This is a genomic window from Methylobacterium sp. Leaf123, assembly GCF_001423405.1.
Lineage (GTDB): Bacteria > Pseudomonadota > Alphaproteobacteria > Rhizobiales > Beijerinckiaceae > Methylobacterium.
Map to the genome: position 1 here is coordinate 39857 of NZ_LMNS01000004.1, position 24709 is coordinate 64565.

Genomic DNA, 24709 nt, shown 5'->3' on the forward strand with positions numbered 1-24709 from the left:
GCCGACGACCGGCGCGGGGCCTGAACCGGGAGCGGCCTCAGGCCTGCGCGTCGCCATCCTCGCCGCGCAGGAAGCGCGCCTGGAGATCGGCGGCGCGGCGGACCGATTGCGCGTGTCTGGGCGAGACGGGTTCCAGCGGGGCCAGCCCCCGCTTGATCGCCAGGAGGCCGGGGTCGCCCCAGCGCTCGAGCAGGCTCTGGAAGGCGGCGTGGCGGGTGGGATCGAAGGGAATGCGGCGGCCCATCCCGTCCTTGTAGGGGTGGGGCGGGTGAAGCCCGCCGCAGGGCACGAAGCCGTCGGGAATCGGCGTCGTCGCCGCGTGGGTGCGCCCGGCCCGCAGCAGCTTCGGCAGAACGTGGGTGTGCGGTCCCTCCGGGCTGATTTCGCCGGGACCGGGGATCGGCGCGAAGACCTCGATCCGCCCGATGCGGGCGCAGAAGATCCGGTGCGGGCTCATCGCCACGAGGCGCGGGCCGATCGGGTTGTCGGTAGCGAAGGCCGGCTTTCCGACACCCGAGCGAAGGCAGGCGAGGACGTCCGGGTCGCTCGTGCGCACGCAGGCATCGACAGCCCGCAGCCCGAGCCCGAGATCGAACAGGATCGCCGCGCGGTCCTGCTCCCGTGCCGCCTCCCGGTCGGGACCGAGTTCGGTAACGATCGTTCGCCCGCTCATGGCGCAGGCGGAGTCGGGCAGGCACAGGGCCACCGAGTGGTTGTAGCCTCCGGAGAATCCGGTCTCGTAGGCGACGGGCCTGAGGCTGGGGCTGAGCGTCAGCGCGATAGCGCCGCGATCGGTGGCGAGGCCCATCCGCGCGTCCGGCAAGGGCCGCACCGGCTCGTCCGCGTCGCGCAAGAACTCGGCGATGGCGCCGAAGCTGCCGAGGCTCCAGGCGGTGCCGGCGTCGTTCAGTGCCGCACGCAGCAGAGCTTCGACCTCAGCGGGGGCGGGGGTCGGCGGCATCTCTCGTCTCCATCGCGGTCGCGCGGGCCCAGGGCAGGATGTAGGGCGTGCCATCGGGTGCCAGTCCGCGCCGGACCGTGACGCCGAAGGTCGCGGCCAGCCGCGCATCGGTGAGCGCGTCCGCGGGCCGCCCGTCGGCGACGATCTGCCCAGCCTCCATCACCACGATCCGATCGCAGCAACGCGCGGCCAGCGTGAGATCGTGCAGCACCGCCACCACGCCCGTCCCGCTCCGGGCAATGGCGCGAAGCAGGGCCATGGCGTCGAGCTGGTGGGCCGGGTCGAGGGCGGTGATCGGCTCGTCGGCGAGCAACCATGCGGCCTCCACCGCGACCGCGCGGGCGAGCAGCACCCGCATCCGCTCGCCGGAGGAGAGGGTCGGCTCAAGGCGCTCGGCGAGGTCGGCGATCCCGGTCGCCGCCATGGCGCGGGCGACGGCCGCCGTGTCGGCGCTTGAAGGGCCGGCAAAGGCGCGGCGGTGGGGCAGGCGGCCCAGTGCCACGATCTCGCGGACCCGCATGGGCCAGCCGACGCCCGCGCCCTGGAACAGGGCGGCGATCCGGCGGGCGCGGATCTCGCGCGAGAGCCGGTCGAGCGGCGCACCATCGAGGGTCACGCCCCCCTTCGTCGGGGGAAGGAGGCCAGCCAAAACCCGCAGCAGCGTCGTCTTGCCGGCTCCGTTCGGGCCGACGAGGCCGACGAGGCGGCCGGGTTCGAGCGCGAGGTCCACGCCGGACAGGAGGGCGCGGCCGTCGACGGTCAAATCGATGGCGTGGGCGGAAAGGCTCATGCGGGCCGCCCCCGATTCCGCAACAGCAGGACGACTAGGAACGGCGCACCGACGAGGGCGGTGACGACGCCGAGCTTCAGCTCGGGCCGGGTGGCGAGCAGCCGGATGCCGAGATCGGCCTCGAGCACCAGCACCGCGCCGGCAAAGCCGCTCGGCCACAGGCTCGCCCCCGGCCGGCCGCCGACCCACGGTCGCACGAGGTGCGGGACCACGAGCCCGACGAACCCGATGGCGCCACTCACCGCGACACCGCTGCCGACGGCGAGCGCCGCCCCCGCGATCATCCGCAGCCGGACCGAGGCGAGATCGAAGCCGAGGCTCGCGGCGGTGTCCTCGCCGAGCGCCAGGGCGTCAAGGGCGGCGGCCGTGGAGAGCATCAGCGCCCAGCCCAACGCCATCAGCGGCAGGCAGAGCAGGACGTGGTCGAGGCTGCGGTCGGCCAGCGATCCCATCAGCCAGAACACGATCTCCAGGGCCGCATAGGGGTTCGGCGACAGGTTAAGGGCGAGCGCGGTGAGCGCGCCCGTAAAGCTGGAAAGCCCCACGCCGGCGAGGATCAGGCCGAGCGTGCCGCCGCCGCGGGCGGCGAGGCCGATCAGCAAAAGCGCGGCGCAGGCCGCCCCGGCAATGCCGCCGAGGGGCAGCGCGAGGCTCACGCTGCCGGCAAGGCCGCCATAAAACACGATCACCGCGCCGAAGGCCGCCGCCGAGGAGATGCCGAGGATGCCGGGATCGGCCAGCGGATTGCGCAGGAAGCCCTGCATCACCGCCCCGGTCAGGCCGAGGCTGAAGCCGACGAGACCGCCGAGCAAAGCGCGGGGGATGCGCAGCTCCCACAGCACCAGCGCGGCCAGAGTTTCTCGGCCGGCGATCAGGTCGCCCACGGCCGCGACGAGATCGATCCGCGCGTAGCCGACCGCGACGGAGGCGAGCGTGAGGAGCATCGCCGCGAGCGCGAGGGCAAGCGTGAGAGGGGCCGGACGTGCCGCACGCTCGGTGCGGAGGAGGGGCGCGTTCACGGCGGCTCCGCCCTCTGCCGGGCGGCCTCGGCAAGGCGCGCGACCACCTCGGCGACCTGCGGGCCGGGGCAGGTCCACAATCGGTTCGAGATCGAGACGACGCGGCCCCGGCGCCGGAGCGCCACGAGAATCGGATGCTGCAGCAGCGTGTCGGCGAGCGAGGGGGTGCCGGGCTCGCCTTCGTCCAGAACGATGATGTCCGCGCTCGCCAGCGCCGCCGCCTCCAGCGGCACCTGCCCGAAACGGTCACGGCCGATCTCGGCGGCGACGTTGACGAGCCCGGCGGCGCGGATCAGCGCATCGCCGAGACCGCCGGGCGCCACGGTGAAGGCGTTCGGGCGCATCACCAGGGCGCGCAGAGGCTTTTGCGAAGGCGTGACCGCAGCAAGCCGCGCATCGAGATCCGCAACCATCGCCGCGCCGCGCCCCGCATGGCCCAGAGCGGCGGCCACGGTGCGGATCTGCGCGCGCACGCCGTCGAGATCGGCCGGCACGCCGAGTTCGAGCACGGGAAAACCGGTGCGCTTCAGCAGGGCCACGGTCGTCCGCGTGGTGAACGCGCCCGCCACCACGAGGCTGGGGCGCAAGGCCACGATCTCCTCCGCGAGGCCGCGGATCACCGGCAGCCCCTCGGCCCTATCCGCCACCAGCGAGCCGCGGGGATCACGCGCGAAAACGGTGATTCCCGCCACCTGCGCCCGGTCGGCGAGCCGCAGGACCAGTTCGTCCGCGCACAGGTTCATCGAGACGACGCGCGCCGGCATCGCCGCGGCGAAGGGCGGCGTAGACCAAAGGGTCAGCAGGAGGGCGAGAGCATATCGCAGCCGCATCACGGGCTCAGAGCGCGGTCAGTGGAACGCCGCCATAGACCGCGGGCCCCGGCTCGAGGAAGCGGAATAGGTTCTGGTAGCCTTCGTGGATCAGCACACGCTCGGGCTTCGTGCCGGGGATGCCTTGCATCTCGCAACCGCGTCGATACACGGCGCAGCCGTCTACACGCTCGACCGCCGCCTCGCCGAAGCCGGCCCGGCTCTCGGCGTCCCGACGCAGTTGCTGGCATAAAGCCGCCTGCGTCGGTCGACCCGAACCAAGCCTCTCAGCGGTCTGTTCTCACTCCCACTCGATCGTGCCGGGCGGCTTCGAGGTGATGTCGTAGGTCACCCGATTGATGCCCTTCACCTCGTTGATGATCCGCGTCGCGACGCGGCCGAGGAAGGCCATGTCGAAGGGGTAGAAGTCGGCGGTCATGCCATCGACCGAAGTCACGGCGCGCAGGGCGCAGACGTGGTCGTAGGTGCGCCCGTCACCCATCACGCCCACCGTCTTCACCGGCAGGATCACCGCGAAGGCCTGCCAGATCGTGTCGTAGAGGCCGGCCTGCCGGATCTCGTCGAGATAGATCGCGTCGGCCTTGCGCAGGGCTTCCAGCTTCTCGCGCGTGATCACCCCAGGGCAGCGAATTGCGAGGCCCGGCCCAGGGAAGGGGTGGCGGCCGACGAAGCTCTCGGGCAGGCCGAGTTCCTTGCCCAGCAGGCGAACTTCGTCCTTGAACAGCTCGCGCAGGGGCTCCACGAGCTTCATGTTCATCCGCTCGGGCAGGCCGCCAACGTTGTGGTGGCTCTTGATCGTCACGGAGGGACCGCCGGAGAACGACACGCTCTCGATCACGTCCGGATAGAGCGTGCCTTGGGCGAGGAAGGCGGCGCCGCCGATCTTGCCGGCCTCGGCCTCGAACACGTCGATGAACAGCCGGCCGATCGTCTTGCGCTTCACCTCGGGGTCGTCGACGCCCTCGAGCGCGCCGATGAACAGATCCTGCGCCTGAACGTGGACCAGGGGGATGTTGTAGTGGTCGCGGAACAGGCGGACGACCTCGTCGCCCTCGCCGAGGCGCATCAGGCCGTGATCGACGAAGACGCAGGTGAGCTGATCGCCGATCGCCTCGTGGATCAGCACCGCCGCGACCGAGGAATCGACGCCGCCGGAGAGGCCGCAGATCACCTTTTCCTTGCCGACCTGCTCGCGGATCTTGGCGATCGCCTCCTCGCGGTAGGTGCCCATGGTCCAGTCGCCGGAGCAGCCGGCGATGTCGCGCACGAAGTTGCGGATCAGCAGTGCGCCGTGGGGGGTGTGGTGAACCTCCGGGTGGAACTGGACGGCGTAGTAGTGGCGGCCCTCATCCGCCACCGCGGCGAAGGGCGCGTTGCGCGACATCGCGATGGTGGCAAAGCCGTCCGGCAGCTTCGTCACCCGGTCGCCGTGGCTCATCCAGACCGGGTATTTCTCACCCGTGTTCCAGACGCCCCGGAACAGCGGCGAATCTGACACGATCTCGACCTCGGCGCGGCCGAACTCGGCATGGTGCCCGCCCTCGACCTCGCCGCCGAGCTGGGCCGCCATGGTCTGCTGGCCGTAGCAGATGCCGAAGACCGGTACGCCGGATTCGAAGATCTTTTGCGGCGCGCGCGGCGACAGGTCCGTCGTGACCGATTCCGGGCCGCCGGAGAGGATCACGCCCTTGGGCCGGTGCGCGTCGAAAGCCGATTCCGCCTTCGTGAACGGGACGATCTCGCAATAGACGCCCTCCTCGCGCACGCGGCGGGCGATGAGCTGCGTCACCTGGGAGCCGAAATCGACGATCAGGATCTTGTCGTGGTGGGAGGTATCGATGGTCATGCTGCCTCGGGCCTTCTGCGATACCGGTTAGACGAGGCCTCGGAACGGCGCAACGCGCATGGGGTTAGGAGGCACAGGCAGCGGCTCTCAGGTCGCTGCCGTTAATCTTACGTTCACGGTTTCGGGGCGACACGGCACGCCCCTCGAAACGGACAGGAGTCATCCGACCATGAGAGCTGCCCTCTTCGGAATCGCCGTCACGATCGCAGGTTTCGGCGCCGCCGCGCCGGCCCAGGCCCTTCCCCTTTCCGGCGCCGCTCCGCTGACGGACGGACTGTTCCAGCAGGCTCAGTACAGCCGCCGCGTCGTCCGCGGCCCGCGCTGCAAGACCGTCGTCACCAAGCGTCGTGGCCGGTTCGGCCGCGTGGTCATCACCCGCGAGCGTCGCTGCTTCTAATCGCAACGCCTCACGGACCATGATGAGCGGCCCTCGGAGACGGGGGCCGTTTTCATGTGGAGGGCCCGCATCAAACGGGACGTCGCCGACGCGGCCCTTCAGCCCGAGAGCGGCTGCGGAACAGGGCTTTGCCCCGACAAACCGTGGTCCCTTCAACCGTGTCGCCGTGCTTCATCCGTGAAGGGGTGATGGCTCACGGCTTCGGCGGCGATCCCGATCACGGCCCCGGCCAGGACATCGACCGGATAATGCGCGCCGCGTATCACTTGGACGGTCGCGATGGCGGCCGCGGCGCAGTAGGCCGGGGCCGCAGCCTCAGGATAGGCGCGCGCCACCGATCGCGCCACGGCCACGCTCAGGGCGGCGTGCCCCGAAGGGAAGGATTGCCAGGGGCCATAGCCGGTCCCAGGCCGACCGCGGGCGTAATGCCCCTCGTCCATGAACACGTTGGGACGGGTGCGGTGGACCGTCCGCTTGATCGTCGTCTTCACGAGGCTGGCCAGAATGCCCGCCTTGAGCATGTTTTGCCCCGCATGCGCGAGACGGCGGTCACGGGCGACCATGCCAAGAGCCAGGGCGGTCGCCGATAACGCGAACAGAGCCTGCCAACTGCCGATTTCGCTGGCCGATCCCATGGCCTGGATAGCCGGACGATCCTTCGCCTGCGCGAGCGAGAGGCCGGATGCGACGTCGGCCGCCTCGATGCCAACGGCCCATCGCGTGGCTCGGGCGCGGATCGCATGTCTCGGTGTCTTCGCAAGCATCGCCCTCAACGCTCAAGATCCGGCAATCGTTCGCGGCCTGAGACGCGCTCGCGCCGAAGGATGTCGGTTTGGGAGCGATCGCAGCGGGCCGCTACGACTTCAGCAGGCCGTGGCCGCGCATCCAGGCCATGAACAGGGCGGGCCATGCCGCCGCGGGACTGCCCGGCACGCCGAGCCCGAAGCCGTGGCCGCCGCGCTCGAACAGGTGCATCTCGGCGGGCACCTTCGCCGCCCGCAGGGCCGCGTACATCAGGAGGGGATGGTCGGTCACCGCGATCCGGTCGTCGGCGGCCTGGACCATGAAGACGGGCGGCGTGCGCTCGTTGACCTGCACCTCCACCGAGTAGGCCCGCCGCCGCGCATCGGGCGGGTCGTCGCCGACGAGCACCCGGCGGCTCGACATGGTCCGGTCGAACGGCGCCCGCATGGTGACGATCGGGTAGATCAGCCCGGCGAAGGAGGGGCGGGCGCTGAGGCCGTCCGCCTCGTCGGTGTCGTCGTAGAGATCCTGCTCGGCATCGGTGGCGGTCACGCCCATCAGGTGGCCGCCGGCGGAGAAGCCGAGCGCGCCGATCCGGTCGGGATCGAGGCCGTATTCCTCCGCCCGCCAGCGCACGAGGCGCATGGCCCGCTGCGCATCCTGGCGCGGCGCGTCGGGGCCGTCGCGCCATTCCTCGCTCGGTAGCCGGTAGACCAGCACGAAGGCGGTGATGCCGGCGCGCGCCAGCCATTGCCCGACCGGCAGGCCCTCATTGCCGATATCGATGCGCAGATAACCGCCACCCGCCGCGATCAGCACGCCGGCACCGTTCGGGCGCTGCGGCCGGATCACGAGCAGGCAGGGCCGCACCACGCCGGTGATGACGCCGGTCAGGGTCTCGTCGAACCGGTATTCCGAGCGGAACGGCCCGCCGCCGCCCGGCGGCAGGTCCGGCCACAGATCGATGATTTCGAGGTCGGAGCCGGGGGCGGATTTCGGCAGGGGCTGGACGACGTCACCGGTCTGCGGTCGCACCGGAAGACGCACGGCCGGAGGGACGTCCGACGGTTGCGCCCGCGCCTCGGCCCCGGTCAGCACCGCCGCCGTCCCCGTAAGCAGGGCTCGCCGGTGCAACGTCATGGTCTCGGCCTCGCCGTCATCGAAACTCCCGCCGCGGCAATGCGCAGGAATCACGTCCGTGGCGGCTGCCCCGGCCTATCCCCCGCGCCGTTCCGTGGACAACGGAACAAGCACGCAACCGATCCGGACTCGGATCAGCTTTTGCGTGTCATTGTCGCGACATAGAAACCATCGGTGCCGGTGAGCGCCGGGCTCATCTGGATGCCGCGGGTCGTCTTGCGGACCTTCTCGTCGAGACCGGGAATAGCCGTGAGATCGGTCGCCACCGGCCGGATCGCCCGGCTGCGCTGAAGCAATCCGTCCACGGCGGCGTCGTTCTCCTCCGGCAGGAGCGAGCAGGTGACGTAGACGAGGGTTCCACCGGGGCGCAGCAGACGGGCGGCCCGGTCGAGCACCTCGGCCTGCTCGGCGATCCGGCCGGATAGGCTGCCGGGCCGCAGCCGCCACTTGGCGTCGGGGTTGCGGCGCCATGTGCCGGTGCCGGTGCAGGGCGCATCGACCAGCACCCGGTCGACCGTGCCGTCGAGAGGCGCCAGCACGTCGGAGCGGGCCTTGCCGGTGCGGGGCGTGCGCACCTCGACCTGCGCGCCCGAGCGGCGCAGGCGCTCGTGGATCGGCGCGAGCCGGCGCGGATCGGCATCGGTGGCGATGATGTGGGCGGCGTTGCCGGTGATCGCGGCGAGCGCCAGCGACTTGCCGCCCCCGCCCGCGCAGAGATCGACGATGGTCTCGCCCGGCTTGGCCCCGGCAAGCAGGCTCGCGATCTGCGAACCCTCGTCCTGGATCTCGAACCCGCCCTCCAGGAACAGCGGATCGACATGGAGCGCCGGGCCGCGCCCGTCCTCGCCGAGCGGGACACGCAGGCCGAGAGCGGAGAGCGGCGTCGTCTCGGGCGAGAGGTCGGCCAGAGCCGCGAAAGCCTCGTCGCGGCTCTGCTTCAGGGTGTTGACGCGGATATCGAGCGGCGCCCGGCGGCCGAGCGCCCGCAGCTCGGGCAGCAATGCCTCGCCGAGCAGCGCGGCGAGCGAGGGCAGCACGAAGGCCGGCGCATCGCCCGCGACTTCGGGGGGCGCGTCGGCGAGGCTTCCCTCCGTCAGCCGCTTGCGCTCGTCCGCGGTGAGGGGAGGAGGTGCGAAGCGCGCGCCGTCGAACAGCGAGGCGATGCTGGGCTCGGCCAGACCGCGCTGGAGGCGCAGCATGCCGATGACGATGGCGCGGCCGGTCTCCGCGCCCATGATCCAGGCGGCGGAGGCCCGGCGCCGCAGCCCGTCATAGACGAGGCTGGCGATCGCCGCGCGGTCGCCGGAGCCGGCGTAACGGTGGGCGAGACCCCAATCTTTGAGGGCGTCGGCGGCCGGACGGCGGCGCTCGGCGATATCGTCGAGGATCTCGATGGCGGCGGAGAGGCGGGCGGAGGGGGTCAGGGTCGGCTCCGGAAACGTTTCGTTAAACTTGCCGTCGTGCGGCCACGCTTGGACCTGCAACCCGACACGATAAGGCCGAGCTTCCGGCGCTTTGGACCTTCAGAACGGCACGATGGCCCTGTCCGTCAAGGACAAGTGAGGAAAGGACCCTTGGGATGCCGTCCGTACGCCTGCGTTTGAAGCCGTTGTTGGGCGCGAGTCTGCTCGCGCTCACGCTTGCCGCCTGCTCCACCGCGCCGGCCGCGCCCAGCCTCGATCCGGTGCCGCCGCCCGCCCGCCGGCCCGACGCCAAGACGCAGCTCGAATACGGCAACCCGCCCCCGCCGCCGCCCGGCCGCTACTGACGGCAGCGTAGGCGGGGCGGTTCAGGCCGCCTCGCGGGCGCGCCGGTGCTCGTAGGCCTTGAGGTGCGTCAGCACCCGGGCGAGCACCGGCGTCTCCACGCCCTTGGACTGTCCGCGCGCGATCAGGTCGCCGATGATGTGGTCGGCCTCGATGCGGGCGCCGCCCTCGATGTCACGCAGCATCGAGGCGGTCATCGCCGAGCCTTCCGTCGTCAGCATCTTGCGGGCACCGGCAAAGACCTTCTCGCGGGCGGCGTTTCCGTTGGCGGCGGCCACCGCCTGACACTCGTCGTGCAGCGCCTCGATGAAGGCAAGGCCGCCGGGTGCGGCGACGATGTCGCCGAGCGCCGAGCGCATCAGGGTCGTCGATCCCGCGAGCGTCGCGAGGAAGACCCACTTCTCCCACATCTCCAGCAGGATCTTGTCGCTGGCCCGCGGCTGGAACCGCACGCCCTCCATCTGCGCCTCGATGCGTGCGATCCGCTCGGAGCGCGTCCCGTCGCGCTCGCCGTAGGTGAGGGTGTGCAGATCGGTCATCTGCCGGATCTCGCCGTCCCCCGTCAGCGTCGCGACGATGGCGCAGCTTCCCCCGAGCACCCGGTCGGCGCCGAAGGCCTGATCCAGCACGTCGAGATGGCGCAGGCCGTTGAGGATCGGCAGCACCGCCGTATCGGCGCCGACGGCGGGCGCCACGTCCGCGACCACCGAGTCGAGGTCGTAGGCCTTGGCGGAGAGGAGGACGAGGTCGAACGGCCCGGCCCCGGCGAGCGCGTCCGCCGTCACGGTCTTCGGCGCGTCGATGCGGATGTCGCCAACCGGGCTACGAACCGAGAGGCCCCGCGCCGCCAGCTTCTCGGCACGCGCCGGGCGCACCAGAAACGTCACGTCCCGCCCGGCCTCCACGAGCCGCGCCCCGAAATAGCCGCCCGTCGCGCCGGCTCCGACCACGAGAATCCGCATCGTCCTCCCTTTCCTGTTGCTTCCTCCCATACGCCGAAGCCTCGCCGCCCGCACCCCGCCGCAAACGTGATGCGGCTGATGATTTTCGAGACGGGGACGCGCCGCGCGCCACGATGGAATCGTAACATTCCCGCGGCAAAGCTTGAATCCACCAGACGGCCCCTGCATTCCGCACCGGCGATTGCTGGCTTTTGCGGATTTCACCCATGCGCACCCTGCCGACCCTCGCCGTTCTGGCGGCCGGACTACTTCCCGCCCTCGTCGCACAATCGGTCTCGGCCGCCGAACGTCAGCCTTTCGAAGTCGTGAAGGGTTGGGAAGTCGAGCGGACGGTCGGCGATACCAGTGCCAATCCTTGCATCATGACCCATGCTTACGAGGACAAGGACGACAACAACGCGACCAATGCCGTCGTCTTCGCTCTCCGGGGCTCCTCGGCCGCGCTTGTGCTGGTCTATCAGGGTTGGGACTTCGACAAGGAGGAGTCGATCAAGGTGCCGCTCTTCCTCGACAAGAAGCCGATCAAGGTGAAGACGAACTGGATCGGCGACGGGAAGACCCTGCGCACCCAGTTGCCGGACAGCGTCGTTCCCGATCTGCTCGCGGCCAAGACCGTGATCCTGCGCTTCGAGGACAGCGACGCGGATTTCCGGATCCCGGATTTCGCGGCGGGCTACGAGTCCCTGCGGCGCTGCGATGCCACGCCGGCCAAGGCTGCTGCGGCGGCACCGCAGGCGGCGCCGACGCCGGCCCAGCCCCCCGCGCCGTCGGAGCAGCGGATCGCGGCCTATGTGATCGGCCTGTCCGTGCAGCGCGTTCTGAAGGAGTGCGACATCCCCACCACCGGCAAGCAGCGCGCCGGGGTCGAAGCCAGGATGGCCGCGCTCCAGCCGGAGATGGCGCCGATCGAAGCCCAGGTGCGCAGCGAATTGAAGCGCAACGGCGAGTCCTGCCCGGCGGCGGACAAGCAGGCGGACTTCCAGGAGATCATGCGGAAGTTCGTCGAGCTGAGCCCCGAAGAGCTGGTCGCCGCCCTGGAAAAACAGCCGGCGCTGGAGAAGACCCCGAACGCCCCCGCCGATCCGAAGCTGTGATGCGGATTCCGCTCGATCGAACCGGGGACTGAACCGCGCAGCCCGTGAGCGAAGCCAGATCCGCCGTCCCAAAGGGATCAATCGGATTTGGCGTGAGGCTTGGCGGCCGCGAATACGGTGCGGGGTTCAGGATGAGGGAGGGCCGAACCCGCGGGTCGGGCGAGGCCCTTCTTCACTTCTGCCTATAAAACGCTGTGAGAGACGCCCGCTTCGAGGCTGGTTGCACTGGCGGGCTGCGGCTAGGCTTGCCCCACCGGCTGGCCATCCCGCATTTCGCGGGCGGTGGGGCCGGCCGTCCTCCGCGGAGATGTCGCGTGCGCCTCTCACCCGTCACGGCAGCGATGCTGGCGACGCTCCTCGGCGGCCCGCTTGCCGCCGCGGATCGCGCGCCGTTCGAGACCGTGCGCGGCTGGGCTGTGGAGCGCCGGGGCGGCGAAACCGGTTCACCCGCCTGCCGGATGACCCGCAGCGAAAAGGATGCGCAGGGCGAACTCGCCGGCCTCGTGATCGTCTCGATCGATCGGGGCGGGCTGACGCTCGCGATCGCCGACCGGAACTGGGATTTCGCGGCGGGCGACCGGTTCAGCGTGCCGCTTCTCCTCGACGGGAAGCCGGCCGGCTCGACGCTGATCTGGACCGGTGACGGCCAGATCCTGCGCACGGCGCTTCCGGAGACGATCGTGCCGGCCCTGCTGGCGGCGCGGGCGCTGTCCCTGCGCTTTGCCGATGGCGACAAGGTACTCGTGGCGCCCGATCTCGCCGCTGCCGTCGCCGCGCTACGACGCTGCGCCACCGCCTCCCCGAACGGGCCGACGGTCGCGGCCGAACCGCCGCTGCCGCCTCGGGCACGGATGGCCACCTATACGGTCGGGCTCGCCTTGCAGGGGGTGCTGCGGACCTGCGACGTGTCGGCAACCGATGCGCAGCGCGCCGCCGTCGATATGAGGATGTCCGCGCTCCAGCCCGAAATGGCGCCCTACGAGGCGGCGATGCGGGCGCAGGTCACGCAATCCCGCGGCTTTACCTGCCCCACCGCCGACAAGGATGCCGAGTTTCAGGAGGCGCTGCGTCGGTTCATCACCTTGAGTCCGGACGAGTTCGCCACGGTGATCGACCAGCAGGCCGAGGCCGCCCCTTCGGTCTCGACCGTGAAACCGTAGCGTGTTGCCCGAGCGTCTTCACGCGGTTTGATCTACATCATTGAGCGTGCAGATCCGGTCGTGAGAGGCTTTGGCTGCACCGGTCGAAGTCACCGCTCGCGTTCCGGAGCGTCGACCCCCCATCGCGGCCGGCTGCATTCCTCCCAAGACTTTCTCTCCGCGGCCATACTCGGCCTGCGGAGACTTTTTGCGGCAAGCGTGACTTTCTCTGCCGAGGCTAATCTTTATTAAACCGGCAAACCCTGGATTGCCCTACGCTTGGCGTCTCGCGGAGACCGACCATGCGGCGCATCCGTTCTCCGGACCCGACGGCAGCGCAGGACCGCGCCGTCGCAGCGACGCTCTGTGTGCTGGTCTTCCTCGAATGTTTGACGCTGATCGCGAGCCTTATCTGGCTCTAAGTGTCTCTCGAAACATGCCCGCTTCGCCGCCGTGCCCAGAATGGGGACCATCGGTGAGCGGGCGTTTCGTGAGGCGCTTTGAAACTGGCGCCGCGAGATTCCCGAACGGAACCTCGCGGCCCGGTCCTCAGGCGCGACTGGGATAGTTCGGGCTCTCGCGGGTGATCGTCACGTCGTGGACGTGGCTCTCGCGAAGACCCGCATTGGTGATGCGCACGAACTGCGCCCGCTCCTGAAACTCCGGCACCGTCGGGGCGCCGACATAGCCCATCGCCGCCCGCAGGCCGCCGGCGAGCTGGTGCAGCACTGCCGCGACCGGGCCCTTGTAGGGCACCTGCCCCTCGATCCCCTCGGGCACAAGCTTGTGGGTGTCATTGACCTCGGCCTGGAAGTAGCGGTCGGCCGAGCCGCGCGCCATCGCGCCGACCGAACCCATGCCGCGGTAGCTCTTGTAGGAGCGGCCCTGGTAGAGGAACACCTCGCCCGGCGCCTCGTCGGTGCCCGCCAGAAGCGATCCCAGCATCGCCACCGAGGCACCCGCCGCGATCGCCTTGGCGAGATCACCCGAGAACTTGATGCCGCCGTCGGCGATCACCGGCACGTCCGCGCCGTGCGCCGCCTCGACTGCTTCCATGAGCGCCGTGAGTTGGGGCACGCCGACACCGGCGACGATGCGCGTGGTGCAGATCGAGCCCGGCCCGATGCCGACCTTGATCGCGTCGGCACCGGCATCGATCAGGGCTCGGGCGCCCTCGGCGGTGGCGACGTTACCGGCGATGATCTGCACGGCGTTGGAGAGCTGCTTCACCCGCGCCACGCTGTCGAGCACCTTGCGGGAATGGCCGTGGGCGGTATCGACCACCACCACGTCGCAGCCCGCATCGATCAGGCGCTCGGCCCGCTCGAAGCCGGCATCACCCGTGGTGGTCGCCGCCGCGACCCGCAGCCGGCCCTGCTCGTCCTTGACGGCGTGGGGGTAGGTGACCTGCTTCTCGATGTCCTTGACGGTGATGAGGCCGATGCAGCGATAGTGGTCATCGACCACGAGCAGCTTCTCGATGCGGAATTGGTGCAGGAGCCGCTTGGCCTCGTCCTGCGTCACGCCCTCGCGCACGGTGATGAGCCGGTCGCGGGTCATCAGTTCGGCCACGGGCTGGCCGGCATTGGTGGCGAAGCGCACGTCGCGGTTGGTCAGGATGCCGACGAGCTTGCCGCGCGAGCCGTTGGGGCCGCGCTCGACCACCGGGATGCCGGAGATCCGGTTCTTCTTCATCACCTCGAAGGCGTCGGCCAACGTCTCGTCGGGGTGAATGGTGATCGGGTTGAGCACCATGCCCGACTCGTACTTCTTGACGAGGCGGACCTGCTCGGCCTGCTCGGCCGGCTCGAGATTGCGGTGGATGACGCCGAGACCGCCGTTCTGCGCCATGGCGATGGCCATCGGCGCTTCGGTGACGGTGTCCATCGCCGAGGCGATGATCGGCATATTGAGCCGGATCGTGCGGGTGAGGCGGCTGGCGATGTCGACCTCGCCCGGCATCACCGAAGAGGCGGCGGGGCGCAGCAGCACGTCGTCGAAGGTCAGGCCCTCAATGATCGAGTCAGCGCTGATACGGGCCATGGAAACCAACTCCGGAGACGAGTGTTGCGCCGGGCCGGAAGGTCTCGGCCAGCGGGATCGGGTTGGCAGGGGCCAGTATCATGGGCGCCCGGCACACGCAAAGCCGCCGCATCGTTTCGCGGTGCATGACTGACCGGCAATCGGCAACGCCCGGCCGATCTCGGCGCGAACGGCAACACACCGTTAACCCTTACGTTCCACCATCCGGGCTGGCCGTCCGCGTCTCTTCGCGGGACCGGCCGGCTGGAGACGAGCCCCTCGCCATGATGTCGCGCGCCGAACGCAGCCCCCTCGCGGATTGGTGGTGGACGGTCGATCGCGGCCTGCTTGCAGGCCTCGGCTGCCTGATGGTGGCCGGACTCGTCTTCCTGATGGGCGGTGGCCCGCCGGTGGCCGAGCGCATCGGCCTGCCGACCTTCTACTTCCTCAACCGGCAGGCGATGTATCTCGCCCCCACCATCCTGCTCATCATCGCCGTGTCGTTCTTATCGGTGCGCCACATCCGGCGCTTCGCCCTGGTGACGTGGCTGCTCGGCGTGACGCTCTGCATCCTGGCCGGCAAGTTCGGCCCCGAGATCAAGGGCGCGCATCGCTGGATCCAGTTCGGCTCCTTCGGCCTCCAGCCCTCGGAATTCGTGAAGCCCGCCTTCGTGGTCGTCACCGCCTGGGCCTTCTCGGAGGGCGCCAACCGCCGCGACATGCCCGGCGTCATCTTCGCGTTCATGCTGCTGCCGATGACCATCGTCCCGCTGATCCTTCAGCCGGATTTCGGCCAGACCATGCTGATCACGATGGTGTGGTGCACCCTGTTCTTCGTCGCCGGGCTGCACTGGTTCTGGGTGGCGGGTCTCGGATTTGCCGGCATCGTCGGTGTCTTCACCGCCTACACCTTCCTCCACCACGTCCGCGAGCGCATCAACCGCTTCATGGATCCCGAATCGGGCGACAGCTTCCAGGAGGTCTGGTCGCGCGAATCGTTCAATTCCGGCGGCTGGTTCGGCACCGGTCCCGGCGAGGGCGTGGCCAAGCGCCACCTGCCCGACGCGCATACCGACTTCATCTTCTCGGTGACCGGCGAGGAATTCGGCGTGCTGGTCTGTCTGGGCCTCGTGGCCCTCTTCGCCTACATCGTCATCCGCGGGCTGAAGCTCGCGCGCCGCACCGACGACACCTTCACGAGGCTCGCCATCACCGGTCTGACCACGCTCTTCGGCCTGCAGGCCTGCATCAACATGGCGGTGAACACGCAGCTCATGCCGGCCAAGGGCATGACCCTGCCGTTCGTCTCCTATGGCGGCTCGTCGCTGATCTCCCTGGCGCTCGGCATGGGCTTCCTCGTGGCGCTCACCCGCAAGCGCCCCCGCACCACGGCGGTCAACCAGCGCCCGCCCGGCACTATGCCCTCGGCCGTTCCGGGATTGATGCAGTGACCGTTTTCACGCCCCTGATTCTGGTGTGCGCCGGTGGCACCGGCGGACATCTTTTTCCCGCGCAGAGCCTCGCCTACGCCCTGAAGGCGCGGGGCATCCGCGTGGCGCTGGCCACCGATGCCCGCGTCGATTCGATCGCGGGCGATTTCCCGGCGGAAGAGATCGTCACCATCGCCTCGGCCACGCCCTCGGGCCGCTCGGTGCTGCGCCGGGCCGGCGCCGTCGTCACGCTCGGGCGCGGCTTCGGTCAGGCCGCCCGCGCCGTGAGGCGGCTCAACCCGGCGGCGGTCGTCGGTTTCGGCGGCTACCCGACCGTGCCACCGATGCTGGCGGCGCAGTTGCTGCGGGTGCCGACCATCCTGCACGAGCAGAACGCAGTGATGGGCCGGGCCAACGGTTTCCTTGCCAAGGGTGCGCGCGTCATCGCCACCGGTTTCAAGGAGGTGCGCGGCGTTCCCGAAAAGGCGACCGCGCGCCGCGTCCATACCGGCAACCCGATCCGCCCCGCGGTGCTGGCCGTAGCCGAGACGCCCTATCCCTCCCTCGACGCGGACGCGCCGCTCCGGCTTCTCGTATTCGGCGGCAGCCAGGGCGCCCGCGTGATGAGCGAAGTGGTGCCGGCGGCAATCGAGCGCCTGCCGCAGGACCTGCGCGCCCGCCTCCACCTCGTGCAGCAGGCGCGGCCCGAGGATCTGACCGCGACCCAGAACCGCTACCTCGCCATGGGGCTCGGCGGGATCGAGGCGGCGCCGTTCTTCAAGGATCTGCCCGGCCGCATGGCCGCCGCCCATCTCGTGGTGGCCCGCTCCGGCGCCTCGACGGTCTCCGAACTCGCCGCCATCGGCCGGCCCGCCATCCTCGTGCCGCTGCCCGGCGCGCTCGATCAGGATCAGGCGGCCAACGCCGCGACCCTGGCCCAGATCGGCGCCGCGCTCTCGATTCCGCAGACCGCCTTCACCCCCGATCGGCTCGCCGCCGAACTCGTGGACCTGTTCGAGGCGCCACGGAAATTGACCCAGGCCGCCGCTGCGGCCAAAACCGCCCGCATCCTCGACGCGGCCGACCGCCTCGCCGCACTCGTCGCCGAGACCGCGGCCGCGACCTGAAATCTGCGGCAAGCCCGAAAGGCTTGCCGCGCTCGGCGGACGGCCGCCCTGCATTCGCAGGGGCGGAATCCGACGATCCGTGATCGTCGGATTCCGGAACGAGACGGCCGGGGCTCGTCAGTGCCCCGGACTCAAAAGGTTTTCGATATGAAGCTGCCCGAAAAGCTCGGCCCCATCCACTTCATCGGCATCGGCGGCATCGGCATGTCCGGCATTGCCGAGGTCATGGCCAATCTCGGCTATACGGTGCAGGGCTCAGACGCGAACGACAACGCCAACGTCCGGCGGCTGGCCGAGAACGGCATCCGCACCTTCGTCGGCCACCGGGCCGAGAATGTCGAGAACGCGGCCCTCGTGGTGGTCTCCACCGCGATTCGCCGCGACAACCCGGAGTTGATCGAGGCCCGCGAGCGCCGCCTGCCGGTGGTGCGCCGCGCCGAAATGTTGGCCGAGCTGATGCGCTTCAAGTCCTGCGTCGCGGTGGCCGGCACCCACGGCAAGACCACGACGACCTCGCTCGTCGCCACCCTGCTCGATGCCGGCAACCTCGATCCCACCGTCATCAATGGCGGCATCATCAACGCCTATGGCACCAATGCCCGCATGGGCGCCGGCGACTGGATGGTGGTGGAGGCCGATGAATCCGACGGCACCTTCCTCAAGCTGCCGGCGGATGTCGCCATCGTCACCAACATCGACCCGGAGCATCTCGACCATTTCGGCTCGTTCGAGGCGATCAAGGACGCCTTCCGGCGCTTCATCGACAACATCCCGTTCTACGGCTTTGCCGTGATGTGCATCGATCACCCGATCGTGCAGGATCTGGTCGGCCATATCGAGGACCGGCGCATCATCACCTACGGCGAGAACCCGCAGGCCGATGTGCGCCTCATCGACATCGACCTGAAGGGCGGCCAGAGCCGCTTCCGGGTCATGATCCGCGACCGCCGGCCCGGCTTCCGCATGGAGATCGAGGATCTCGTCCTGCCGATGCCCGGCCGCCACAACGCGCTCAACGCTACCGCGGCTTTGGCGGTGGCCCATGAACTCGGCGTGCCGTCGGACGCGATCCGCAAGGCGCTGGCCGGCTTCGGCGGCGTCAAGCGCCGCTTCACCCGCACGGGCGAGTGGAACGGCGCGACGATCTTCGACGATTATGGCCACCACCCGGTGGAGATCCAGGCGGTGCTGCGCGCGGCCCGCGCCTCGACCGACGGCCGGGTCATCGCGATCGTGCAGCCCCACCGCTACACCCGGCTCCAGTCGCTGTTCGAGGATTTCTGCACCTGCTTCAACGACGCCGACACGGTGATCGTCGCCCCCGTCTACGCGGCGGGCGAAGCACCGATCGAGGGCATCGACCGCGATTCGCTGATCGCTGGGCTGAAGGCCCGCGGCCACCGCGACGCCGTCGCCCTGGAGCGCCCGGAGGATCTGGCCCGCCTCGTCGCCGGCCGCGCCGGCGCCAACGACTATGTGGTGTGCCTGGGCGCCGGCACGATCACCCAGTGGGCCTACGCGCTGCCGGGCGAGCTGGCGGCGTTGCAGGGATGACGCGGGTACGCCCGCCTCACGCACCAGCCGACTCGGGTGCCAGATCCTCGACATCGACGTCGAGGGCGCGCGCGAGTCGCTGGTAGAGGGCGGGCTCGGCCGTGACCTCACCCCGCTCGATCCCAGCCAGCAGGCTCGGCTCGACCGCGCAAAGTTGCGCGAGCGCGTCGGCGGCAATGCCGCGCCGGCCCCGCCAGAAGGCGAGGGCGCTCGGCGCCCGGCGCAAGGCATCCAAATCGTCCTCGCTCAGCAGTTCCTCGTCGCCGGTCGCCAACCGGCGCTCGGAATTATCGAGCGTGCGCGTATCGAGCACGTCCTCGGCCAATTCCCTCAGCCGCTCGAACTCGGCCTCGGGCAGGATCACGATGGCCTCGCCGGAGGGCGTGCGGGTCCGCACGATGGTCATGGTGCCTCTCCTACCCGTAGATCGAGCCCCTGGGTCCGACCTCGTGGACAATGATCCGATCCGCTTCGATGGTGAAGAGCACCCGCCAATCGCCGACCCGCAGGCGGTATCGGTCGTCGCCACCCTTGAGGGCCTTGACGTTGTTGGAGAGAGCCGACGGATCGTCAGCGAATTGACGAAGTTTGCCGCGAATCAATTCCTCGGTATTCCGCGGCATCCGATTCAAGGTGCGAGCGGCGGCGCGTGTGAAAACCAAGCTCCGTCCCACCGCGGTCCTCCGCCAGAATCGACAGATACGAGCGACAGGTTAGCATGACCGCGCACTCCCTTATCGACGCGATCCGCGCCGCCGCGCCCGATCTCCGCGGCCGCCTTCTCGAAAACCAGTCGCTGGCCGACCTGACATGGTTCCGCGTCGGCGGGCCGGCGCAGGTGCTGTTCAGCCCGGGCGATGAGGCGGATCTGTCCGCCTTCCTCGCGGCCCTCGATCCGGCCGTGCCGGTCACGGTGATCGGGCTTGGCTCAAACCTGATCGTGCGCGACGGCGGCATTCCCGGCGTGACGATCCGGCTCGGCGGCAAGGCCTTCGGCTCGGTCGAGATCGACGGCGAGACCATCCGCTCCGGCACCGCCGTGCCCGACATGCGGCTCGCCAAGGCCGCGGCGGAAGCCAGCCTCGACGGGCTTGCCTTCTTCCGCGGCATCCCCGGCTCCGTCGGCGGTGCCCTGCGCATGAATGCCGGGGCCCATGGCGGCGAGACCACCGACGTGCTGCTCGAGGTCCGCGGCGTCGACCGGAAGGGCGAGGTCCGCCGCTTCACCCATGCCGAGATGGGGTTCCGCTATCGCCACTCCTCGGCGCCGGACGACGTGATCTTCACGGGCGCGACCTTCCGGGGCCGCCCCGGCAACCGCGCCGAGATCGAGGCGGAGATGGAGCGGGTCACCGCCGCGCGCGAGGCCGCCCAGCCGATCCGCGAGCGCACCGGCGGCTCGACCTTCAAGAATCCGGAGGGCGGCAAGGCGTGGCAGCTCATCGACGCCGCCGGCTGCCGCGGATTGATCCGGGGTGGGGCCCAGGTCTCGGAGATGCACTGCAACTTCCTGATCAACCGCGGCGGCGCCACAGCGGCCGACATCGAGGGGCTCGGCGAGGAGGTGCGCCGCCGGGTGCGCGACCATTCGGGCTTCGAGCTGCACTGGGAGATCAAGCGCATCGGCATCGAGGCGTCGCCCGCCTGACAGACCACCCGCGTCGAGATCGGAGGACGCATCGCCCATGGCTTCGACCGACCCCACAGCCTTGACGGAGCATCTCGGCAGGCTCGTCGAGGACATCGCCGCCGGGGCCGATCAGGCCCGGACGGGTGGCGACATCCTGCGCCTGCGCGACCGGCTCAACCGCGCGTGGGACGGCGCGAAGCCCGGTGCCCATCTTTCCCCGGAAGCCTACGCGGCCCTTCGGCTTCGCTGCGAGGCCGCGCAGACCCGCCTCACCGAGCGCTTCGTCAGCCTGAGGGATTCGACCCCGCAGCCGGAACCGCGCCTTGTCATCGATCCCGACGGCCCGACGGTGGATTCCTTCTTTGAAGCGGAGACGTTAGCCGGGGATTGGACCGGCCGGGCCGAGGCGGCGATCGGGGCGGCGGAAGCCCGCCTCGGGGTGAGGCTGCCCGAAACGCTCAAGGCGCTCTACCGGCAGCGGAACGGCGGGGTGACGGATTACTTTCTCGCCACGGATTCCCCCGATGCCCCCCTCGAATTCGAGGGCGACGAAGCTTTACGCGGGGCCGACGACCTCTGGTTGACGGTGCTGCCCGGCTTCGATTTGGCCGCCCTGGAGCGGCTGGAGAGCCTCGGCGCGATCAGTGACGGCATCGATTTTGGCAGCGACGAAGACTCTTGGCGCACCGCGCTGCCCGAGATCGATCGCCTGATCGCGCTCAGCAATCACGGCTCCGATCTCTGGCTCTGCCTCGACTATGCGGATGCGGCGCCTGAACCGTCGGTGGTCCTGTTCGACGCGATCGCGCCGGATCGCCCCGGCCGCATCACCTTCCGCCGCCCCGACTTCGCGCGCTTCTTCGCCGGTCTGCGGCGGCACGGCATCACCGTCGAGGACGGCATCGCGATGCGCGGAAACCGGCTCCTCGGCGAGGAGGCCTGAATGTCTCGCCCACACCCTCAGGCGCCCGTGGCGCCTCATCAGCCCTGAAAGGCTCTAGCCGATGTCCAAGCACGTCGCCGTCCTGATGGGCGGCTGGTCTTCCGAGCGGGAAATCTCGCTTCGCTCCGGCAATGCCTGCGCCGGGGCGCTGGAAGGGGAGGGGTATCGCGTCACCCGCGTCGATGTCGGGCCCGACATCGCGACGGTGCTGACCGAGCTGCGGCCCGACGCGGCGCTCAACGCCCTGCATGGTCCGGCCGGCGAGGACGGCACGATTCAGGGCCTCCTGGAGATCCTGAAGATCCCCTACACCCATTCCGGCGTGCTGGCCTCGGCACTCGCCATGCACAAGGAACGTGCCAAAACGGTCATGCGCGCGGCCGGTGTGAGCGTTCCGGAGGGCCGGGTCGTTAACCGTCATGATGCGGCGAAGTCACACTCGTTAACCCCTCCCTATGTCGTGAAGCCGATCGCCGAGGGCTCCTCCATGGGGGTCATCATCGTGCGCGACGAGCGCTCGCATCCGCCCCAGATTCTCGCCTCCGACGCGTGGGTCTACGGCGAGGAAGTCCTTGTAGAGACTTACGTTGCGGGCCGCGAGCTGACCTGCGCGGTGCTGGGCGATCGGGCGCTGGGCGTCACCGAGATCAAGCCCGTTTCGGGGGAGTGGTACGACTTCGATGCGAAGTACGCCGGAGGGGGGTCGATCCACGTCCTCCCCGCCGATCTTAAACTAAATATTTACCAGCGTGTCCAAGAGTTGGCGTTAACGGCGCATCAAGCACTGGGATGTCGTGGCGTCAGCCGTGCCGACCTTCGTTACGACGACACGCCGGGTGGAACCGGCGCTCTCGTCGTCCTCGAGGTCAACACGCAGCCAGGGATGACCCAGACGAGCCTTGTGCCGGAGATCGCGGCCCACGCAGGCCAGAGTTTCGGTGAACTCGTCCGATGGATGGTGGAGGACGCTTCTCTCAACCGCTGAACGCAGCCGGTACCCCCGGCAGCGGCGGGATCTTTGCGGGCTTACGGCTCCCGAAGATCCTCAGGCGGTTCTCGTCGGCGCGTCGGCTCCGGCCGGCGGTGCCGATCGAGGCACGCGTGCCGCGGCTCGCGGGCACGGCGCTGGTCGCCGGGCTTGCCGGCAGCGTCGCGCTGACCGGCTTCGTCATGAGCGGGCGCTACGATAGCTTCGTCGCCGAGAATGGCCGGCCGCTCGACATCCTCGCGCGGATCGCCGGCTTCGGCGTCGAGCGGGTGACCATTACCGGCCTGTCGCGGATGTATGAGCGCGAGGTGCTGAGCACCGCCGGCATCGACTGGCGCTCCTCCGTGCCGTTCCTCGACGTCGATGGCGTGCGCGATCGTCTGCTCGCCGAGAAGCTGATCGCCAGCGCCTCGGTGCGCAAGCTCTACCCCAACGAGATCGTCATCAATCAGGTCGAGCGCGAGCCCGCCGCGCTCTGGCAGCAGAACGGCGAGATCCAAGTGATCGCCGCCGACGGCAAGGTGATCGATGACCTGCGCGACGAGCGCTACGTCAACCTGCCGCTCGTCGTCGGTGCGGGCGCCAACGAGCGCCTCAAGGAATATCTCGCGCTGATCGAGGCGGCGGGTCCGCTCGGATCACGCATCCGCGCCGGCACCTACGTCTCCGGCCGGCGCTGGACGCTCAAACTCGACGGCGTCGACATTCGCCTGCCCGAGGCCGAGCCCGCCGAGGCGCTCGCCCGGCTGGTGCGGCTCGAGCGGGAGAGCAAGATTCTGGAGAAGGACATCATCGCGGTGGACCTGCGCATGGCCGACCGCGTCGTGGTGCGCCTGACCGAGGAGGCTGCGGCCGCCCGGGCCGAGAGCCGCAAGAAGCCGAAGAAGGGGACCGCGACATGAGCGCGTTCCACCCCGCCGCACTCTCCTCCGTGCCCTGTCGCGTATCCGCCGAGTAGCGTCCGATGCAGACCCATCACGGCCTCACGCCGCGCCTGAAACCGCTTTCCGCCCGTCGGAGCGCGACGATGTCGGTGCTCGACATCGGCACCAGCAAGGTCGTCTGCCTCATCGCCGAGCTGCAGCCGGCCGAGGCGATGTCGACGCTGCGGGGGCGCACCCATCTCGCCCGCATCATCGGCATCGGCCACCAGCGCTCGGTCGGGCTCAAGGGCGGCGCCATCGTCGATCTGGAAGCCGCCGAGGGCGCGATCCGTCAGGCGGTCCACGCCGCCGAGCGGATGGCCAAGGCCGAGGTCCAGTCGGTCATCGTCAACATTTCCGGCGGGCGCATCGCCTCACAGCATTTCGAGGCGCGGGTGAATGTCCGCTCCGGCACCGTCACCGGCTCCGATGTCGAGCGGGTGCTGGAGACTGCGAGCGCCCACGGCGTCAGCCCCGGCCGGGCCGTGCTGCACGCCCTGCCGACCGGCTACGCGCTGGACGGGCAGGGCGCGGTGATCGACCCGTCGGGCATGATCGGCAACGCGCTCGGCGTCGATCTCCACGTCGTCACCGCCGAGGCGGCCGCCGCGCGCAACCTGATGCTGGCGGTCGAGCATTGCCATCTCGGCGTCGATGCGGTGATCGCCACGCCCTACGCCGCCGGCCTCTCGGCGCTGGTGGACGACGAGGCCGAACTCGGCTGCGCCGTCGTGGATATGGGCGGCGGCACCACCAGCGTCGGCGTCTTCATGGGCGGCCACCTCGTCCATTGCGACGCGGTCGCGGTCGGCGGCCACCACGTCACCATGGACATCGCCCGCGGGCTCTCGACCCGGGTCTCCGTCGCCGAGCGTCTGAAGACCCTCTACGGCTCGGCCATCGCCACGGCCTCCGACGAGCGGGACATGATCGCCGTGCACGGCGTCGGCGAGGACGAGGGCGAGGCGCCCGGCCACGTGCCGCGCTCCCAGCTCGTGCGCATCGTCAAGCCGCGGGTCGAGGAAGTGCTCGAACTGGTGCGCGACCGCCTGCGCAACGCGGGCTTCGGCGCCCAGGCCGGTCGCCGGGTGGTGCTCACGGGCGGCGCGAGCCAGCTCGTCGGCCTGCCGGAGACGGCCCGCCGCATCCTTCAAGGACAGGTCCGGATCGGGCGCCCGCTCGGCATCCGCGGCCTGCCGGAAGCCGCCAAGGGGCCCGCCTTCTCGGCCTCGGTCGGCCTGCTGGTCTACCCGCAGGTGGCGCATGCGGAGCATTTCGAGCCGCGGGGGCAGGGCGCCTTCGCCGGCACGGGAACGGACGGCTACTTCTCGCGGGTCGGTCGCTGGATCCGGGAAAGTTTCTAGCGCGATGTCGCGCGACCGGCTTCCGGTTCGCGTGAAGACA

Annotated in this window: 25 protein-coding genes and 1 pseudogene; 13 read left to right on the top strand and 13 right to left on the bottom strand. The window is 69.9% G+C overall.

The features are described from left to right. Positions 1-37: 37 nt before the first annotated feature. The 5 genes from ASF53_RS05310 to ASF53_RS26525 are packed head-to-tail and all read right to left on the bottom strand — an operon-like array spanning position 38 to position 3730. A complete protein-coding gene (locus ASF53_RS05310) occupies positions 38-961 on the bottom strand; it encodes a DUF6925 family protein (RefSeq protein ID WP_056195020.1) in 924 nt (307 codons plus the stop codon). Then, positions 936-1751 carry an ABC transporter ATP-binding protein gene (locus ASF53_RS05315; protein WP_056195025.1) on the bottom strand — a complete coding sequence of 272 codons (816 nt, stop codon included), beginning with the start codon at positions 1749-1751 and terminating at the stop codon, positions 936-938. Before ASF53_RS05315 ends, ASF53_RS05310 begins: the two co-directional genes overlap by 26 nt. Then, positions 1748-2770, bottom strand: coding sequence for a FecCD family ABC transporter permease (locus tag ASF53_RS05320; protein ID WP_056195029.1), 1023 nt, complete (start codon positions 2768-2770; stop codon positions 1748-1750). Before ASF53_RS05320 ends, ASF53_RS05315 begins: the two co-directional genes overlap by 4 nt. After that, entirely contained in the window at positions 2767-3600 is an 834-nt protein-coding gene (locus ASF53_RS05325) for an ABC transporter substrate-binding protein (RefSeq protein ID WP_056195032.1), read from the bottom strand. Before ASF53_RS05325 ends, ASF53_RS05320 begins: the two co-directional genes overlap by 4 nt. Before the next feature lie 7 nt (positions 3601-3607). Further along, on the bottom strand, positions 3608-3730 hold the full coding sequence (locus ASF53_RS26525) for a hypothetical protein (RefSeq protein ID WP_286134145.1): 123 nt from the start codon (positions 3728-3730) through the stop codon (positions 3608-3610). Between ASF53_RS26525 and ASF53_RS24725 the strand changes: the two are divergent. Further along, a pseudogene (locus ASF53_RS24725) lies at positions 3683-3832 on the top strand (VapC toxin family PIN domain ribonuclease); the annotation flags it as partial. The gene ASF53_RS26525 and the pseudogene ASF53_RS24725 overlap by 48 nt on opposite strands. Before the next feature lie 48 nt (positions 3833-3880). On the opposite strand, the gene guaA reads toward ASF53_RS24725, so the two are convergent. Continuing rightward, positions 3881-5446, bottom strand: a complete 1566-nt coding sequence (gene guaA / locus ASF53_RS05330; protein ID WP_056195036.1) for a glutamine-hydrolyzing GMP synthase — start codon at positions 5444-5446, stop codon at positions 3881-3883. Positions 5447-5615: 169 nt separating this feature from the next. On the opposite strand from guaA, the gene ASF53_RS05335 reads away from it, so the two are divergent. Further along, positions 5616-5843, top strand: a complete 228-nt coding sequence (locus ASF53_RS05335) for a hypothetical protein (protein ID WP_056195039.1) — start codon at positions 5616-5618, stop codon at positions 5841-5843. A 152-nt stretch (positions 5844-5995) separates the two neighbouring features. On the opposite strand, the gene ASF53_RS05340 is transcribed toward ASF53_RS05335, so the two are convergent. From ASF53_RS05340 to ASF53_RS05350, 3 genes are all read right to left on the bottom strand, one after another. After that, positions 5996-6478 (bottom strand): phosphatase PAP2 family protein, encoded by a 483-nt coding sequence (locus ASF53_RS05340; protein WP_286134148.1) that lies wholly within the window; start codon positions 6476-6478, stop codon positions 5996-5998. A gap of 220 nt (positions 6479-6698) precedes the next feature. Next, the gene (locus tag ASF53_RS05345; protein ID WP_056195555.1) at positions 6699-7727 is read right to left on the bottom strand and encodes an alpha/beta hydrolase; all 1029 of its coding nucleotides are present in this window, start codon (positions 7725-7727) and stop codon (positions 6699-6701) included. Positions 7728-7861: 134 nt separating this feature from the next. Beyond that, positions 7862-9211 (bottom strand): RsmB/NOP family class I SAM-dependent RNA methyltransferase, encoded by a 1350-nt coding sequence (locus ASF53_RS05350; RefSeq protein ID WP_056195048.1) that lies wholly within the window; start codon positions 9209-9211, stop codon positions 7862-7864. A gap of 95 nt (positions 9212-9306) precedes the next feature. Between ASF53_RS05350 and ASF53_RS05355 the strand changes: the two genes are divergently transcribed. Continuing rightward, the gene (locus tag ASF53_RS05355; protein WP_056195051.1) at positions 9307-9495 is read left to right on the top strand and encodes a hypothetical protein; all 189 of its coding nucleotides are present in this window, start codon (positions 9307-9309) and stop codon (positions 9493-9495) included. 21 nt (positions 9496-9516) lie between these two features. Here ASF53_RS05355 and panE read toward each other — a convergent pair whose 3' ends face one another. After that, the gene (panE, locus tag ASF53_RS05360; RefSeq protein ID WP_056195055.1) at positions 9517-10455 is read right to left on the bottom strand and encodes a 2-dehydropantoate 2-reductase; all 939 of its coding nucleotides are present in this window, start codon (positions 10453-10455) and stop codon (positions 9517-9519) included. A gap of 206 nt (positions 10456-10661) precedes the next feature. Between panE and ASF53_RS05365 the strand changes: the two genes are divergently transcribed. Both ASF53_RS05365 and ASF53_RS05370 read left to right on the top strand, forming a co-directional pair. Beyond that, entirely contained in the window at positions 10662-11549 is an 888-nt protein-coding gene (locus ASF53_RS05365) for a hypothetical protein (protein WP_056195058.1), read from the top strand. A 314-nt stretch (positions 11550-11863) separates the two neighbouring features. Beyond that, the gene (locus tag ASF53_RS05370) at positions 11864-12709 is read left to right on the top strand and encodes a hypothetical protein (RefSeq protein WP_056195061.1); all 846 of its coding nucleotides are present in this window, start codon (positions 11864-11866) and stop codon (positions 12707-12709) included. Between the two features lie 528 nt (positions 12710-13237). On the opposite strand, the gene guaB is transcribed toward ASF53_RS05370, so the two are convergent. Then, a complete protein-coding gene (gene guaB / locus ASF53_RS05375) occupies positions 13238-14731 on the bottom strand; it encodes an IMP dehydrogenase (protein ID WP_056195064.1) in 1494 nt (497 codons plus the stop codon). Positions 14732-14994: 263 nt separating this feature from the next. On the opposite strand from guaB, the gene ASF53_RS05380 reads away from it, so the two are divergent. The 3 genes from ASF53_RS05380 to murC all read left to right on the top strand — a co-directional run bounded on the left by ASF53_RS05380 (position 14995) and on the right by murC (position 18821). Beyond that, on the top strand, positions 14995-16161 hold the full coding sequence (locus tag ASF53_RS05380; RefSeq protein ID WP_056195067.1) for an FtsW/RodA/SpoVE family cell cycle protein: 1167 nt from the start codon (positions 14995-14997) through the stop codon (positions 16159-16161). Continuing rightward, entirely contained in the window at positions 16158-17267 is a 1110-nt protein-coding gene (gene murG / locus ASF53_RS05385; protein WP_056195070.1) for an undecaprenyldiphospho-muramoylpentapeptide beta-N-acetylglucosaminyltransferase, read from the top strand. The genes ASF53_RS05380 and murG overlap by 4 nt, the downstream gene beginning before the upstream one ends. 147 nt (positions 17268-17414) lie before the next feature. Next, on the top strand, positions 17415-18821 hold the full coding sequence (gene murC / locus ASF53_RS05390; protein ID WP_056195073.1) for a UDP-N-acetylmuramate--L-alanine ligase: 1407 nt from the start codon (positions 17415-17417) through the stop codon (positions 18819-18821). 16 nt (positions 18822-18837) lie between these two features. Here the strand turns inward: murC and ASF53_RS05395 are convergent, their stop codons facing one another. Beyond that, positions 18838-19227: a helix-turn-helix domain-containing protein gene (locus ASF53_RS05395; RefSeq protein WP_056195076.1), complete on the bottom strand. Its 390-nt coding sequence runs from the start codon at positions 19225-19227 to the stop codon at positions 18838-18840. Positions 19228-19237: 10 nt separating this feature from the next. After that, the gene (locus ASF53_RS05400) at positions 19238-19483 is read right to left on the bottom strand and encodes a type II toxin-antitoxin system RelE family toxin (protein WP_286134149.1); all 246 of its coding nucleotides are present in this window, start codon (positions 19481-19483) and stop codon (positions 19238-19240) included. Between the two features lie 56 nt (positions 19484-19539). Here ASF53_RS05400 and murB point away from each other — a divergent pair, with 56 nt between their 5' ends. The 5 genes from murB to ftsA all read left to right on the top strand — a co-directional run bounded on the left by murB (position 19540) and on the right by ftsA (position 24669). Continuing rightward, complete coding sequence (murB, locus tag ASF53_RS05405) at positions 19540-20469, top strand: UDP-N-acetylmuramate dehydrogenase (protein ID WP_056195082.1); 930 nt, start codon at positions 19540-19542, stop codon at positions 20467-20469. Between the two features lie 37 nt (positions 20470-20506). Then, positions 20507-21394, top strand: coding sequence for an SMI1/KNR4 family protein (locus ASF53_RS05410; RefSeq protein ID WP_056195084.1), 888 nt, complete (start codon positions 20507-20509; stop codon positions 21392-21394). Positions 21395-21455: 61 nt separating this feature from the next. Beyond that, on the top strand, positions 21456-22379 hold the full coding sequence (locus ASF53_RS05415) for a D-alanine--D-alanine ligase (RefSeq protein ID WP_056195088.1): 924 nt from the start codon (positions 21456-21458) through the stop codon (positions 22377-22379). After that, positions 22346-23284: a cell division protein FtsQ/DivIB gene (locus ASF53_RS05420; RefSeq protein ID WP_056195092.1), complete on the top strand. Its 939-nt coding sequence runs from the start codon at positions 22346-22348 to the stop codon at positions 23282-23284. The genes ASF53_RS05415 and ASF53_RS05420 overlap by 34 nt, the downstream gene beginning before the upstream one ends. Positions 23285-23346: 62 nt before the next feature. After that, the gene (gene ftsA / locus ASF53_RS05425; RefSeq protein WP_056195095.1) at positions 23347-24669 is read left to right on the top strand and encodes a cell division protein FtsA; all 1323 of its coding nucleotides are present in this window, start codon (positions 23347-23349) and stop codon (positions 24667-24669) included. Positions 24670-24709: the final 40 nt, after the last annotated feature.